A 15467-nucleotide genomic window follows, 5' to 3' on the forward strand; every position below is an offset into this window, starting at 1 on the left:
GTGCTTGTTGTACTTATTTATTTTATTATGCGCTTTATTAAAACCTCCGGGACTCCTGGAGGTTTTTTTATTTCCAAAAAAAGAACCTTATCGCAGATTGCTATATAGTTTCACCCCTTTTAGCAGAAGAATAAGAGTTCGTTTTTAGAAAGGAGGGGGTCAAAATGGAGAGTCCAAGTATGACCGATGGAGATAGTAGGAGTAAAAAACGTAAATCTGTTTTAGTTCAACAGATTAGGAGGACGATTCAATGCTTAAAATCTATAAAAGAGGCAGAGAAGGGCTGGAAGAACAGCCTAAGATCGTTCAAGGTAGCTGTGTTTATCTCACTGAACCGACAGAAGAAGATATACAGTACGTTACTAATCGCCTTGGGGTACCAACTGACTTTATCAGTGACTCCCTCGATATAGACGAACGATCGCGAGTAGAAAAAAATGGAAATGATTTATTACTAATTATCAATGTACCCTTAAAAATGCCAAATGGTGAAACTATACCATTTAGGACAATTCCAATCGGTATTATTCAAACAAGTGAAGTAATTGTCATAATTTGTCGTAATGATCATCTGGTTTTACAGGAATTTAAAAAAAATCTCGATAAAAGTTTTAATAACAATATAAACGTATCTTTTATTTTACAGCTATTGCTTGTTACAGCTAGTTACTATTTACGTTGTCTCGATGATGTTGATCGAAAAGTTATTGTATCTGAAAAATTAATACAAAAATCAATCAAGAACAGTGAAGTGTATACTTTGCTCAATATAAATAAGAGCCTTGTTTATTTCATAAAGGCACTAAAAGTAAATCTATTGATGATGAGGAAATTGTCAAGAGTACTTGAAATGAATGAAGAAGATGAAAAACGGATGCAAAGCACTCTTAATGAGATGCAACAAGCTCTTGATACATCAAAAATTTACAACGAAAATTTAGGTAATATGATGGATGCATATTCTGCTGCGATTGAAATTAACCTAAGTGTTGTAGTGAAAGTTTTAACTGCATGTACGATTATTTTGACGTTTCCGACGATGGTCGCAACAATTTATGGGATGAATGTCCCGTTACCGAAACAAGATGGTGCATATGCATTAGCAGTACTAATGTCAATCTCTGCAGTCATTAGCTTGTTAACAGGTTGGGTGTTTTATAAAAAACGGCTATTTTAGAAGAGAAAGTGAGGAAAAAAGATGCTTACGATATATCAAAGTAATTCAATAGGTCAATTACAACAGGTATCTGAGATTGTTCACAACACGTTGCTCTATCTTGTGGATCCGACAGATGCTGAAATTTCCCAAATCTCAAATAAACTTAATGTTCCGAAAGATTTTATTCGTGATTCTTTAGACATCAATGAGAGACCTCGGATTGAAAAAGAGGATTCGTCAATGGTCATCATTCTTAATTCTCCTGTTGTGATGAATGAGAAACGTTTGTACGAGGAAATCCCTTATCGTACATTACCAATCGGGATTATTCATGTAAAGGACCATCTAATAATTGTCACAAAAGAAGACAACCCATTATGTAGAGACATATTTTCAGGAAAGTACGGAACATTTCAAACGCATATGAAGACTCGAATAACATTACTTCTATTTGAAGCGATTGCTCAATCGTATCTCGATTTTCTCAAGCGTATAAAAGCACAAGTTGGACGATTACAGCGAGAATTAAAAGAGTCACATAACAATAGAGAGCTTTTCGGTCTGATTCATATTAATAAAAGTTTAGTATATTTCTCAACATCTTTACGAGCTATGCGCAATGTTTTTTTACACCTTTCCAAAGGGCAAGGTATAAAGCTATATGAAGAAGATCAACAAATGTTGCATAATGCGCTAGTAGATATTGAACAAGCGGCGGAAGTAACAGAAATGCGAAGTCTTAGTTTAAGTGGTCTTATGGATGCGTACGCAGCAATCACTCATAATAACCTAAATAGTGTTTTGAAAATACTGACTACTCTTACGCTTGTATTAATGATTCCGACTATAATTGGAAGTATTTTCTCGATGAACGTCCCATTGCCCTATGAAGATCAGCCATTCATGTTCTTAGTAGTTATTGGACTAATGGTAGGAATCAGTGGAAGTTTCTTCTACGTATTTTACAAATCAAAATTTTTACGTTTCTAATATATTCGGATAGTATGTAAGAAAGGTTGTGTTATAAAATGCTTTTAATTAACAAAAGTACCTCAGAAGGTAAGCTTGAACAAACATCAAAAATTGGTTATAACAGCTGGCTTCATCTAGAAGCACCAACAACAAGTGAAATTGAACATGTAGAGGCAGCTCTTGGTGTTCCAAACAATTTTTTAACTGATTCACTTGATATAGAAGAACGCCCGCGAATTGAAGAGCGCAACGGAGCGGTCTTGATAGTTATTCATGTCCCATATGATCAATTAGATGTCGAGAGTTCTGATCAAGACGTGAAGTATCGGACAATCCCAATGGGTATCATACACAAAAAAAATCATATGATAACGATGTGTAGAGAGGAGCTACCTTTTATGAAGGATTTCTTTAACGGCGAAATGACTCTCTGTGAGACACATATGAAAACGCGTAACACTTTAAATATATTAAGTATAACGGCTCGAGCATATATTCGTTTTTTAGCTACAATTGAACGGGAAATCACTTTAGCAGAAAAAGAACTTTCTAAGTCATATCGTAATAGTGAGATGTATACACTCCTTAACTTAAACGAAAGTCTTATATATATGGTAACTTCTCTTAAACAAATGAAATTTACGATGCAAAAAATATTACATGGTAGCTCTATCAAATTAGACGAAGACGATGCAAGTGTTTTAGACGACTTGCTTATTGAATTAGATCAGGCATATGAAGTGACGGAAATTAATCAAATTAATTTAAATAATATTATGGATGCATATGGTAACGTAATTCAAAACAACGTAAGCCAAGTCCTTAAATTACTAGCTTCATTTACAATCATCTTATCGGTGCCTATGTTAATTGCCAGTATTTATGGAATGAATGTACCTCTACCATATCAAAATACATCAAATGCATTTTGGATAGTGATTGTTGTAATGTTCTTGTTAACAGGATTGTCTACTCTCGTTTTTTACAAAAAAAATTATTTCTCACGATAGCCTCGGTGTGAAGGATAATTACCTTGGAGAAAAATTGAGCTTAGTTATGATTAGCAATTATAGTGCCAATTGACAGAAGAACATATTTTTTTTATAATTCTTGTTAGAAAATTGTAAAAAACGATGATGGAAAAAGTACGTATTTGTGCGTGTAAAAGAAAGGGATTTCTTGGCTGAAAAAATCCTCACAATAGCGAATACCGAAAGCTACTCCAGAGTGCAGTTAATCCCTGCCGTTCACTTACGTTACAAGTGCTAAAGAGGTAAGTATACTTTTACTTACAACTAGGGTGGTACCGCGAGATAAATTACAAGTCCTCGTCCCTTTTTTGGGATGAGGGCTTTTTTATGTTTATTTGCGGATTCATCTCGTAATTTTACAAACATATAGGGAGGAACTTTTCAAATGAAAGCAGTAGAAATTCGCCGCATGTATCTAGAATTCTTTAAAGAAAAAGGTCATCATCATGAGCCATCAGCACCACTTGTGCCGATCAATGACCCATCATTACTTTGGATTAACTCAGGTGTTGCAACACTTAAACCATATTTCGATGGTCGTATCATTCCTGAAAATCCGCGTATTACAAATGCCCAAAAATCAATTCGTACAAACGATATTGAAAACGTAGGTAAAACAGCTCGTCACCATACGTTCTTTGAAATGTTAGGTAACTTCTCAATTGGGGATTACTTTAAAAAAGAAGCTATTCATTATGCTTGGGAGTTTTTAACGGATAAAAAATGGATGGGCTTTGATCCAGAACTTTTATCGATTACGATTCATCCTGAAGACCAAGAAGCGTATGACGTTTGGCATAACGAAATTGGTATTCCGGAAGAGCGTTTAATCCGTCTAGAGGGGAACTTCTGGGATATCGGTGAAGGTCCATCAGGTCCTAACTCAGAAATTTTTTATGACCGTGGGGAAGAATATGGTTCAGATGAAACTGATCCAGAAATGTATCCAGGTGGTGAAAATGAACGCTATCTTGAAATTTGGAACTTAGTGTTCTCTCAATTCAACCATAATCCTGATGGCACATATACACCACTTCCAAAGCAAAATATTGATACTGGTATGGGTCTAGAGCGCATCGTATCGGTAGTTCAAAATGTTCCAACGAACTTTGATACTGATTTATTCATGCCTATTATTGAAAAAATCGAGCAGTTGGCAAATCGCAAATACAAACGTCCAGGTGAAGTCGCGCTAAGTGAAATCTTCGGTTCGGAAGAAGATATCAATACACCATTTAAAGTAATCGCTGACCATATTCGTACAGTGGCGTTTGCTATTGGAGATGGTGCTCTTCCTTCAAATGAAGGTCGTGGATATGTATTACGTCGTTTACTACGTCGTGCTGTGCGCTATGCAAAACAAATCGGCATTGAAAAGCCATTTATGTTTGAATTAGTACCAACTGTTGGTGAAATTATGAATGATTTCTACCCAGAAGTAACGGAAAAATGCGAGTTTATCCAACGTGTTATTAAAAACGAAGAACTTCGCTTCCATGAAACATTAGATGGTGGTCTTGCTATCTTTAACGAAGTGGTAGAAGCTCAAAAAGCAGCAGGCCATGACTATATTCCAGGTGCAAATGCATTCCGTTTATATGATACTTATGGTTTCCCAATCGAATTAACAGAAGAGTATGCGGAAGAAGTAGGCATGAAGGTAGATCATGAAGGCTTTGAAGTAGCAATGGAAGAACAACGTGAACGCGCACGTGCAGCTCGTCAAGATGTGGATTCTATGCAAGTACAAAACGAAGTGCTAGCAAACTTGACGGTTGCAAGTGAATTTGTAGGCTATGATACATTAACGACAGACACAGAAGTGGCAGCGATTATTGTCAACGGCCAAGTGTCAAAAGTAGCATCTGAGGGGCAAGAAGCATTAGTTATTTTAACTGAAACACCATTCTATGCTGAAATGGGTGGTCAAATTGCAGATAGCGGTGTGATTGCTAATGATAGCTTTACTGCCATTGTAAAAGATGTACAAAAAGCTCCAAATGGTCAGCCGCTTCATACTGTACTTGTAGAATCTGGAGAAATGCATGTTGAAGATGCTGTAAAAGCATTAGTTAACCGTGATGAACGTAATTTAATTATTAAAAACCATACAGCAACACATATTATGCAACGTGCATTAAAAGATGTACTAGGCGACCATGTTAGCCAAGCTGGGTCATATGTAGGACCTGACCGTTTACGCTTTGACTTCTCTCACTTTGGACAAGTAACAAAAGAGGAATTACAACAAATTGAACGTATTGTAAATGAAAAAGTGTGGGATGATATAGAAGTCGTTATTGAAGAAAAAGGCATCGATGAGGCGAAAGCTATGGGAGCAATGGCACTATTCGGTGAGAAATATGGCGATATCGTTCGCGTTGTTTCAATTGGTGATTACTCTATTGAACTTTGCGGTGGTTTACACGTAAAACGCTCTTCTGAAATTGGTTTCTTCAAAATTGTTTCAGAAGGTGGTATCGGTGCAGGTACTCGTCGTATCGAGGCTGTGACAGGTAAAGTTGCCTATGAAGCTGTAAAAGAGGAAGAAGCTTTATTAAACGAAGCGGCAGCATTATTAAAAGCAAATCCAAAAGATCTTGTGACAAAAGTACAAGCGTTACAAGCTGATTACAAAGATTTACAACGCGAAAATGAAGCATTATCACAAAAAATCGCCAATGCACAAGCAGGGGCTATTGTGGACGCGGCGCAAACTTTTGAGGATGTAACTGTTCTTTCTACTAAAGTTGAAGCAAAGGACAACAATCAACTTCGTCAAATGATGGATGACTTGAAAGCTAAAATGCCTAAGGCTGTTATCGTTCTTGGTGCTGTCGATGGCGAAAAGGTTATGCTATGTGCTGGAGTAACAAAAGATTTAGTTGGTGGCAATTACCATGCCGGAAATATCGTAAAAATGGTAGCAGAAGCATGTGGTGGTAAAGGTGGCGGTCGTCCAGATATGGCGATGGCAGGTGCAAAAGAAGCATCAAAACTTGATGAAGCACTACTTTCTGTGTATGATTATGTTAAATCCATTTAACTTCTTTCAGCGGGTGTCTAAACACCCGCTGAAATAGAGGAACTCAGGCTAAGAACTTCACATCCTGTGAAAACGCCTGAGTGACCAGCATCGTGCTGGGCTAAACCCTCCGGCGGATGTCACGGAATCGGAAAGAAGTTCTTAGGGGATGTTAGCAATCATCGCATCCATGCGATAACGGCTAACTGCCCTGCATCGGTAAAAACGCCACGTCCTGTGGCATTACCGAAATGACCGACATCGTGTCGGCTTAAGCACAAGGTCGATTCCGGACGCAATTATGCCGAGGCATAATTGATAATACGCCAAAACATGTTATAATAAAGAGAAATTGGAGATGAGCTTTTTTGCACATCTCCTTATTTCTGAAAGCGAGGTGCTGGTCATGAGTTCATTTGATCAAACTATGAAATTTAATTTTCCAGAAGAATCAATGGAACAGGAAGTCAAGCAGGTAATGTTGAAGGTACATTCTTCATTAGAGGAAAAGGGATATAACCCTATCAATCAGATTGTCGGTTATTTACTTTCTGGTGATCCGGCGTATATTCCTCGCCATCAGGATGCTCGTAATTTAATTCGCAAGCTTGAGCGTGACGAAATTCTAGAAGAGCTTGTTAAGTTTTATATTAAAAAGAATAACGAGGACTAGAAATGAGAATTATGGGATTAGACGTTGGGTCAAAAACAGTTGGCGTTGCTGCAAGTGATGCTTTAGGGTGGACGGCTCAAGGTATTGAAACCGTAAAGATTGATGAAGCTAACGGTGAGTTCGGCATTGAGCGAATAGCTGAGTTAGTGAAGGAGTACGCTATAACAGAATTTGTTGTAGGATACCCGAAAAACATGAATAATACGGTTGGACCGCGTGGGGAGGCTTCTGAAAACTATAAAAAGCTTTTAGAAGAGACATTTTCACTACCGGTCAAACTTTGGGATGAGCGTTTAACAACGATGGCTGCTGAGCGTATGCTTATCGAAGCAGACGTGAGTCGCAAAAAGCGTAAGCAAGTCATTGATAAAATGGCTGCTGTGATGATTTTACAAGGCTACTTGGATAGCAAAAATTAATTGATGAGGTGACAACCATGGCACAAGAGCATAACCATGAAGAAGAACTACACGTACAACATATTACAGTAATTGACGAGAACGGAAATGAACAGCTTTGTGAAGTAATTCACGTACATGAATCAGCTGAATTCGGCAAATCATACGTATTTTACTCTATGGTAGGCGCAGAAGAAGATGAGGATGGCTCTGTTGAAATCTTCGTATCTTCATTCGTTCCATCTGAAAATGGTGAAGATGGTGAATTAACACCAATCGAAACTGAAGCAGAGTGGGATATGGTAGAAGACGTATTAAACGCATTAGAGGATGAAAACGAAGAATAATCATCGTAGTCATTAACTTCTTTCAGTATTCATCTCTCAACTCTATAGGGGAGAGATGAATACGGGTATAAGTCACTTTTCAGCAAATGTCCTGAAAGAAGTTAAAGCCTCCGGCGGATGTCACGGAATCGGATAGGAGTTCTTTGTGTTTGCACAAAGCCGATTCCGGACGCAATTATGCCGAGGCATAATTGATAAGTTTGGAACAAGGATGGCAACAAGCACTCCTTGTTCCTTTTTTACTTTTGAATACTAAAAGTTGTGGATGACATTTTTATATATGCCTGTATATTGTTGATTGGAGTGGAGGCTGGTCGACTCCTTGTGGCTCATCGGACGCCCCCAGGAAGCTCTGTGCGAAAGCGAAGCGACAGCAACAAATGTTTTAACTGTGCGAAAGCGAAGCGACAGCAACAGTAAAGCGACCGACCGGAACGGAAATCAACTACACGATATGGTGATGAGCCATAAACTGTGAAGTTATGTGAGACTATGGCGAATCCAATGAATTAAAGGTGAAATTTTTATACCACACCTAAATGGCACGTCAGAAACATAATTTAGCCTAATTAAGGAGGAAATTAAATGAACGAGGAAACACAAGAATTTCTGATCATTGGAGAGAATGGCAAGGAGCAAAAGTGTCGTGTTGTTTTCACCTTCGATGCAGAAGAAAAATCATATGTATTGTTTTCGTTAATTGACGAGGATGGGAATGAAATTCCAGGTGACATTTCTGCTATGACATTTGATTATGATGATAACAATGGAGAAATGACAAATTTACAGCCTGTTGAAACAGAGGCAGAATGGGAAATGATTAATGAAGTGGTCCTGACACTTTTAGACGAGTTTGAAGAAGGGCCGCAGCAATTTACAATTACAGATGAGCATGGGGAAGATCAAGTATGTGAGGTTATTCATACATTTTCATCAGAACAATTTGGCAAATCTTATGTACTTTATGTTCTAGCAACGGACGAGCCAATAGAAGATCGAGACATTTTTGCTTCTCAATACGTATCTGGAAATGACGGAACGATTGAAGATTTATTACCAATTGAAACAGAAGAAGAATGGGCATTTGTTGAAGATGTATTAAATGAATTGTAATTAGAACTCTGAGTAGTAACTTGCTACTCAGAGTTTTTTTATTGAGTAACGATTAATATGGAGCGACGCCTGAGAAGTATTAATAGAAAATTTCTATCTATTATGTAAAAACATTCTATATGAAAACTAGATTTATGCATTTTCGAGAAAATCTACGTGTTTTTCGAGAGAGAAATTGATTTCTTGTATTTTGTTTTGTCTGAATTTTTAAATATTTATAAATTAAGTGAGATATCGAACGTTGACCAATCATAAGTAAACAGATAAGATTTGTTTTACATTAAACCAAGTAAGTTTATTTACAAAGGAGGAAATTAAACATGAGGTTAATATGGGGACTGCTAGTCGGTGTATTAGTGATAGGTTTGTTGGTAGGTTGCACAAACAAAGGAGAAGCGAGTAAAGACGAAACAGTAACATTAAAGGTAGGGGCAGCCAATGTACCACATGCGGAAGTATTAGAGTATTTAGCAAAGGATCTTGAAAAAGATGGCGTGAAATTAGACGTTTCCATCTTAAAAGATGCTGTTCAAACAAATCAGCAAACGGCAGATGGTGAACTAGATTTCAATTACTTTCAACACATTCCATTTTTAGAACAGACGAATAATGAAAGTCATTTAGATTTAGTGAGTGTAAAAGGAATTCATATTGAACCATTTGGTGTGTACTCTAAAAAAATCAAAAATATAAATGATTTACCACGAAACGCAAAGGTTTCCGTTCCAAATGATGTCGTCAATTTCTCTCGGGCTTTACTACTATTTCAGAATTATGGACTAATCGAATTGAATAAAGCAAAAGAAAATGATTTTACAATCGAGGATATTACAAAAAACGAAAAAAATATTCAATTTATCGGTGTTGATTCTCAGTTATTAACTCGTTCACTAGATGATGTAGATGCATCGGCAATTAATACGAACTACGCCTTAGAAGGGGGTTATAACCCTGTGGAAGATGCACTTATTATCGAAGGTCCAGAATCGCCATATGTCAATATTATTGCGACGACAAAAGAAAAACAAAATGATCCAGCAATTCAAACGGTTGTTAAATGGTTGACGAGCGAAAAGGCACGTGCTTTTTTTGAAGATCAGTATAAAGGAGCTGTCGTTCCAGCATTTTAAGTCGGGCGTATCAAAAATAAATGAAATGCTAAGGAGGTAGACGTGAAATGATTGAGTTTATCGAAACGACAAAGGAATTTCAGGTAGGAACAACCGTTGTAGCGGCATTAAATCATATTAATTTAACGATTCAAAAGGGTGATGTTTTTGGTGTTATCGGCTTTAGCGGTGCTGGTAAAAGTACATTAATACGGACAGTGAACTTACTGGAGGAACCAACGTCTGGTCGCGTTCTTGTGAATGGCAAGGAGCTGACAACATTAAGTAAAAAGCAGCTTCGCGAGGAAAAGAAAAACATTGGTATGATTTTTCAACACTTCAATCTGCTCCGTTCTAAAACCGTCTTTGAAAATGTTGCGATGCCTTTAGTATTAAGTGGCATTAAAAAATCAAAAATTGAAGATCAAGTAAGTGAAGTTTTGGCATTTGTTGGTTTACAGGACAAAGCCGAGCGTTATATCGATGAACTTTCAGGTGGACAAAAGCAGAGAGTGGGCATTGCTCGTGCACTTGTCACAAAGCCAACAATTTTATTGTGTGATGAGGCGACCTCCGCTCTTGATCCACAAACGACTAAATCTATATTGGAGCTACTCAAGAAAGTCAATATTGAGTACAACATTACCATTTTAATGATTACACATGAAATGGAAGTCATAAGGGACATTTGCAATCGTGTAGCTGTTATGGAAAACGGAAAAGTTATCGAAACAGGCAGTGTACTTAGAATTTTTTCTTCACCGCAAGAGGAGACAACTAAAAACTTTGTACAATCGGTAGTTCGAGATGAAATTCCACAATCTGTCTACGAGCAACTTAAAACGATAGATCATTCTAAAAAAATTTATAACTTGAAATTTATAGGTGTAGACGTTGGGCAACCAGTTGTCTCTCAAGTAGCAAAAAAGTTTGATGTTGATGTAAATGTATTGTTTGGCAATATTACAGAGCTACAAGGGATTCCCTTTGGTAATTTAATCGTTGAACTAGTTGGCGTAGACAAGGAAATAGAAAAGGCACATCAATTTATTCGAACGAAAGATATTCAAATAGAGGAGGTTATTGCACATGAAGGTGAGCTCACAAATCATTATCGACGCAGTGTTAGACACGCTGTACATGGTTAGTATTTCGTTATTTTTTGGTGCGATTTTAGGCTTTATTTTAGGGATTACTTTAGTTGTGACGAGAAAAGGGCATATTCTTGAAAATACAATGATTTTCTCAATCATCAATCCCATCGTCAATACCTTGCGCTCCATTCCGTTCATTATTTTGCTTGTTGCTATCATTCCATTTACACGCTTGCTCGTTGGAACAGCAATAGGTACGACAGCTGCCATTGTGCCACTCGTCTTGCATATCGGTCCATATATATCAAGATTAATAGAAAATTCATTATTGGAAGTGGATGAAGGCATTATTGAAGCAGCAAAGGCAATGGGTGCATCTCCACTTCAAATTATTCAAAAGTTTTTACTACCTGAAGCTTTCCCCTCTTTAATATTAAGTGTGACGACGGCAACAATTGGGCTTATTGGGGCGACTGCAATGGCAGGGGCAGTTGGAGGAGGTGGCCTTGGTGATGTAGCCATTACTTACGGCTATCAACGCTTTGACAATGTCACGATTTTAGTCACGGTGGTGATTCTAGTAGTACTCGTACAAATCATTCAAAGTATTGGAAATAGTCTTGAACGAAAATTACGCAGGGTGTCATAAAGGAGAATTAATATGAGGAAACTAAATTATTTTTTCGGTTTAATAACATTACTGTTCCTACTAGTTGCTTGTGCAAAAGCAGATGAAAAAGATGCTGTGAAGGTTGGAATCCGTAGCTCGGAATTGAAAACATGGGAGTTTATAAAAAAACAGGCTGCTAAGGAAGATATAAATCTCGATTTAGTGACATTCTCAGCACAATATGATCCGAACCAAGCATTGGCGGAGGGGGAGGTTGATATGAATGCATTTCAGCATGTCGCTTACTTAAATTTATTTAATACGAGTAACGATACAGAATTACAGGCAATCGGCACAACGATCATGGCTCCGATAGGCTTATATTCTAACAAATATAAATCCTTCGATGATATCAAAGAGGGCTCCAAAATTGCTGTACCAAAAGATCCTTCTAACTGGGGTAGAGCGTTACTGCTGTTACAGGAGAATGGATTACTGACGGTTACGGATAATTTTGATGGCAACGGTGGAGAGGATCGGATTAAAGATAATCCGAAAAAATTGAACATTTTACCAGTAGATGGTGCGACGACACCGAGGGTTATGGAGGATGCCGATTTTGCGATCATTAATAATGGGGTTGCTGTCGAAGCAGGACTGCTATTGAAAGATGCCATTATTCATGAGAATGTAACGGCGAAACCATTTATTAATGTCATTGTGGCAAGGCCCGAAGATAAGGACAATGAGACATTGAAAAAAATTATTGATATTTATCAGCGTGAAGAGACGGCTACATTCATTAAAGATATTTCTAAAGGGAATTATATTCCGGTGAAAATGCCTTTAGATGAATTAGCTACATGGAAGGAATTTTACCTTCATTGACCAACACTTTATTTACCTAATGCCTTTGTTTATATATGGATAGTGAGATTGATTCATATGAAAGGGAGATGACGACAAAATGACTAAGAAAAAAGAGTTAAAGCTTGCATTATATTTAATTGGGGCAGGTATGCATATTGCAGCTTGGAAGCATCCTTTAGCAAAAGTTAATGCAAGCATCGATATTAAAGCTTTGCAAAAGGTGGCGCAAATTGCTGAAAAGGGTAAGTTTGATATTGCCTTTGTTGCGGATAGTTTAGCAATCAATCATGAATCACATCCACATATTTTAAATCGCTTTGATCCTCTAATACAGATTACAGCTTTGGCAGCTGCGACAACAAAAATTGGCCTTGGTGCCACTGCATCAACCACATATAGTGAGCCATATGTATTAGCGCGACAGCTAATGTCCGTAGACCATATTAGTGATGGGAGAGTAGGTTGGAATCTAGTGACAACAGCAGATGCCACAGGAGAGACGGCTTTAAACTTTAGCCGTGACAAGCATTGGGAGCACGATCATCGTTACGAACGTGCGGAGGAATTTATCGATGTAGTTCAATCATTATGGGATTCATGGGAGGACGGTGCTTTTGTTTACGACCGTGATAATAATATTTTTTATGATCGTAATAAAGTACATGAAACCGCTTTTAAAGGCGAATATTTATCAGTGAAAGGTCCATTAAATATTGCACGTTCCGTTCAGGGGCAGCCTGTTATTATTCAGGCAGGCGCTTCAAAACCAGGGCAAAAATTAGCAGCGCGAACAGCGGAGGTTGTTTTTGTTCATTGGGACGATATTGAAAAGTCCAAGGAGCATTATCGTCATTTAAAGGCACAGCTTGCTCCATTTGGACGCACCGAGGAGGAGCTTCTTGTGTTCCAAGGGATATCGCCAATTGTGGGGGATACTGAGGAAGAGGCTATCCGTAAGTATAATGAATTACAGGCGTTGATTGACCCATATGAGAGCTTAAAATTTGTTTCAGGCTATATGGGAAATGTGGATTTTTCTAAATACTCGTTAGATACACCTGCAATCGAAGTGGATTTTCCTAAGGTCAACAGTATTCAAAGTCATTTCTATGAGCATTTAGAAATTATCAAAAAAGAAAATTTAAAGGTTGGCGAATTATATGCACGCCTATTTGGTCCTGCGAAGCGCGATGCTTTTGTTGGAACACCAACACAAATTGCTGATGAGATGGAGCGATGGATTACAGAGGAAGCGGCAGATGGCTTTATGTTAATGTTTCCGTTATTACCACGTGATTTAGAAGACTTTGTGAACAAGGTCGTGCCTATTTTACAAGAGCGGGGTATTTATCGAAAAGAGTATACAGGTTCAACACTAAGGGAACATTTAGGACTGAAAAAACCACAAAATCGATTTACGAAAAGTAAGGTGACTCATTGATGAGTGATATTTATATTCGTAACGATCGTGAGCAAAAGCTAGTCCAATATGCTAGTGAATTGGCACAACAAATTGACAAGACTGCTGGTAAATATGATGAGAGTGGAGAATTTCCGTTTGAGCAATTTAAAATTTTAGAGGATGCTGGTTATTTTAAATTAACCGTGCCGAAAAAATACGGCGGTGAGGAAATTTCTCTTTATGAAATGTTATTAGTACAAGAACAATTAGCAAAAGGAGATGGTTCTACTGCATTGTCTGTTGGCTGGCACTTATTAACCTTTTTGAACGTTCGTGAGGCGAAGACGTGGCCCGAGCCAATATTTGCGGAATTAAGTCGTAAAGCCGTTAAAGAAGGTTCTCTATTAAATATTATCAATAGCGAACGAGGAAAAGGTAATATTTCTCGCGGAAGTTTACCTGGCACAATTGCAAAAAAAGTGCCTGGAGGCTATATCATTACAGGTGAAAAGGCTTTTGCTTCCCTAGCCCCCATTTTAAAACAATTTACGATTATCGCCTATATAGAAGAAGAGAATTTAACAGCTGAATTTTTAATAACTAAAAATGATCAGGTAGAGGTTGTTAATACTTGGGATGCAATGGGAATGCGTGCAACAGGTAGTCATGATATTATTTTTCATGACACGTTTGTTCCGCAGGAGGCATTGCTATACAAGCATCGTCCAAATGAAATAAACCGTTTTTTAGCTGATGGCCGTATCTATTCATTAGAAATTCCAGCTGTTTACTTAGGAGTTGCTGGGGCTGCTAGGGATTATGCAATAGATTTTGCTAAAAATACTTATTCATACAGTTTAGAAAATACAATCGCACTCGCAAGTCATGTCCAACAAAAAATTGGTGAAATGGAAATACTTTATCAAACGGCACGCCGAACATTGTATAGTATTGCAGCGCAAGTAGAGCAAAATCCCGCGATTAAGGATCAACTTTCTGAAGATGTTAGCATTGCAAAGTATGTCATTTGTAATAATGCCATTGATATCGTAGCAAAAGCAATGCAAGTTGTTGGTGGACGAAGTCTGTCTAAGACTAGTAAATTACAGCGACTATTTCGAGATGTTCAATGTGGCCGTTTTAATCCTCCAGCAGATGATGTAGTTATAACACAGCTTGCAAAGGGATTATTAGTCGATGTCAAACAAGGAGCTTTTCAATTATAGGTTCACTTTATCTTGATGTTTTCCAACCGTTCTTGTGGAAAAAATATTATTGAGTCTGCTAACAATATTGTTGGCAGATTTTTGTTTTTTATGAAGGGGCTTTCCATTACAAATAATCAAAACGACTCATTATTATCTTTCTAGTTTTCTCTAGTATGTTATCAATGCTTTAAAACTGTTTTCGTCTCAGCTTTTTTTACTAATTCTAGGGAATCAACTTTTATTTATTATACTCATTCTATTGTCGCAAGCTATTTTTAACTTCTTTCAGCGGCTGTCCAAACACCCGCTGAAAGAAGTTAAAGCCTCCGGCGGATGTCACGGAATCGGAAAGGAGTTCTTTGTGCAAGCACAAAGCCGATTCCGGACACAATTATGCCAAGGCATAATTGATATGTGCTTTTTCTACTGAATTATCTATTTCTGTTTGTCGTGAAA

Annotated in this window: 14 protein-coding genes and 1 other annotated feature; all 14 genes read left to right on the forward strand. The window is 37.6% G+C overall.

The annotated features are described in order from the left end of the window. Positions 1-250: 250 nt before the first annotated feature. Positions 251-1177, forward strand: coding sequence for a magnesium transporter CorA family protein (locus tag B1B04_RS18355; RefSeq protein WP_079562845.1), 927 nt, complete (start codon positions 251-253; stop codon positions 1175-1177). A 21-nt stretch (positions 1178-1198) separates the two neighbouring features. Further along, the gene (locus B1B04_RS18360) at positions 1199-2149 is read left to right on the forward strand and encodes a magnesium transporter CorA family protein (RefSeq protein WP_079562846.1); all 951 of its coding nucleotides are present in this window, start codon (positions 1199-1201) and stop codon (positions 2147-2149) included. A 38-nt stretch (positions 2150-2187) separates the two neighbouring features. Continuing rightward, positions 2188-3141: a magnesium transporter CorA family protein gene (locus B1B04_RS18365; protein ID WP_079562847.1), complete on the forward strand. Its 954-nt coding sequence runs from the start codon at positions 2188-2190 to the stop codon at positions 3139-3141. A gap of 114 nt (positions 3142-3255) precedes the next feature. Further along, positions 3256-3470, forward strand: a binding site (T-box leader). Between the two features lie 77 nt (positions 3471-3547). Then, on the forward strand, positions 3548-6208 hold the full coding sequence (gene alaS / locus B1B04_RS18370) for an alanine--tRNA ligase (RefSeq protein WP_079562848.1): 2661 nt from the start codon (positions 3548-3550) through the stop codon (positions 6206-6208). 385 nt (positions 6209-6593) lie between these two features. Then, a complete protein-coding gene (locus tag B1B04_RS18375) occupies positions 6594-6860 on the forward strand; it encodes an IreB family regulatory phosphoprotein (RefSeq protein ID WP_004226839.1) in 267 nt (88 codons plus the stop codon). Positions 6861-6862: 2 nt separating this feature from the next. Continuing rightward, the gene (gene ruvX, locus B1B04_RS18380) at positions 6863-7279 is read left to right on the forward strand and encodes a Holliday junction resolvase RuvX (RefSeq protein WP_079562849.1); all 417 of its coding nucleotides are present in this window, start codon (positions 6863-6865) and stop codon (positions 7277-7279) included. Positions 7280-7296: 17 nt separating this feature from the next. Beyond that, positions 7297-7605 (forward strand): DUF1292 domain-containing protein, encoded by a 309-nt coding sequence (locus tag B1B04_RS18385; RefSeq protein ID WP_049667728.1) that lies wholly within the window; start codon positions 7297-7299, stop codon positions 7603-7605. A gap of 585 nt (positions 7606-8190) precedes the next feature. Further along, positions 8191-8718: a DUF1292 domain-containing protein gene (locus B1B04_RS18390; RefSeq protein WP_079562850.1), complete on the forward strand. Its 528-nt coding sequence runs from the start codon at positions 8191-8193 to the stop codon at positions 8716-8718. Positions 8719-9038: 320 nt separating this feature from the next. Further along, positions 9039-9848 carry a MetQ/NlpA family ABC transporter substrate-binding protein gene (locus tag B1B04_RS18395; RefSeq protein ID WP_079562851.1) on the forward strand — a complete coding sequence of 270 codons (810 nt, stop codon included), beginning with the start codon at positions 9039-9041 and terminating at the stop codon, positions 9846-9848. 47 nt (positions 9849-9895) lie between these two features. Then, a complete protein-coding gene (locus tag B1B04_RS18400; RefSeq protein WP_079562852.1) occupies positions 9896-10975 on the forward strand; it encodes a methionine ABC transporter ATP-binding protein in 1080 nt (359 codons plus the stop codon). Next, positions 10917-11570, forward strand: coding sequence for a methionine ABC transporter permease (locus B1B04_RS18405; protein WP_079562853.1), 654 nt, complete (start codon positions 10917-10919; stop codon positions 11568-11570). Before B1B04_RS18400 ends, B1B04_RS18405 begins: the two co-directional genes overlap by 59 nt. Before the next feature lie 12 nt (positions 11571-11582). Beyond that, the gene (locus B1B04_RS18410) at positions 11583-12419 is read left to right on the forward strand and encodes a MetQ/NlpA family ABC transporter substrate-binding protein (RefSeq protein WP_079562854.1); all 837 of its coding nucleotides are present in this window, start codon (positions 11583-11585) and stop codon (positions 12417-12419) included. 79 nt (positions 12420-12498) lie between these two features. Further along, a complete protein-coding gene (locus B1B04_RS18415) occupies positions 12499-13842 on the forward strand; it encodes an LLM class flavin-dependent oxidoreductase (RefSeq protein ID WP_079562855.1) in 1344 nt (447 codons plus the stop codon). Then, complete coding sequence (locus tag B1B04_RS18420) at positions 13842-15029, forward strand: acyl-CoA dehydrogenase family protein (RefSeq protein ID WP_079562856.1); 1188 nt, start codon at positions 13842-13844, stop codon at positions 15027-15029. The genes B1B04_RS18415 and B1B04_RS18420 overlap by 1 nt, the downstream gene beginning before the upstream one ends. Positions 15030-15467 lie beyond the last annotated feature (438 nt).

Origin of the sequence: Lysinibacillus sp. KCTC 33748 (assembly GCF_002237755.1) — a bacterium.
Taxonomy (GTDB): domain Bacteria; phylum Bacillota; class Bacilli; order Bacillales_A; family Planococcaceae; genus Lysinibacillus.

Coding starts and splice junctions, on each gene's coding strand:
- B1B04_RS18355 (WP_079562845.1), top strand. CDS start 251: ATGCTTAAAATCTATAAAAGAGGCAGAGAAGGGCTGGAAGAACAGCCT.
- B1B04_RS18360 (WP_079562846.1), top strand. CDS start 1,199: ATGCTTACGATATATCAAAGTAATTCAATAGGTCAATTACAACAGGTA.
- B1B04_RS18365 (WP_079562847.1), top strand. CDS start 2,188: ATGCTTTTAATTAACAAAAGTACCTCAGAAGGTAAGCTTGAACAAACA.
- alaS (WP_079562848.1), top strand. CDS start 3,548: ATGAAAGCAGTAGAAATTCGCCGCATGTATCTAGAATTCTTTAAAGAA.
- B1B04_RS18375 (WP_004226839.1), top strand. CDS start 6,594: ATGAGTTCATTTGATCAAACTATGAAATTTAATTTTCCAGAAGAATCA.
- ruvX (WP_079562849.1), top strand. CDS start 6,863: ATGAGAATTATGGGATTAGACGTTGGGTCAAAAACAGTTGGCGTTGCT.
- B1B04_RS18385 (WP_049667728.1), top strand. CDS start 7,297: ATGGCACAAGAGCATAACCATGAAGAAGAACTACACGTACAACATATT.
- B1B04_RS18390 (WP_079562850.1), top strand. CDS start 8,191: ATGAACGAGGAAACACAAGAATTTCTGATCATTGGAGAGAATGGCAAG.
- B1B04_RS18395 (WP_079562851.1), top strand. CDS start 9,039: ATGAGGTTAATATGGGGACTGCTAGTCGGTGTATTAGTGATAGGTTTG.
- B1B04_RS18400 (WP_079562852.1), top strand. CDS start 9,896: ATGATTGAGTTTATCGAAACGACAAAGGAATTTCAGGTAGGAACAACC.
- B1B04_RS18405 (WP_079562853.1), top strand. CDS start 10,917: ATGAAGGTGAGCTCACAAATCATTATCGACGCAGTGTTAGACACGCTG.
- B1B04_RS18410 (WP_079562854.1), top strand. CDS start 11,583: ATGAGGAAACTAAATTATTTTTTCGGTTTAATAACATTACTGTTCCTA.
- B1B04_RS18415 (WP_079562855.1), top strand. CDS start 12,499: ATGACTAAGAAAAAAGAGTTAAAGCTTGCATTATATTTAATTGGGGCA.
- B1B04_RS18420 (WP_079562856.1), top strand. CDS start 13,842: ATGAGTGATATTTATATTCGTAACGATCGTGAGCAAAAGCTAGTCCAA.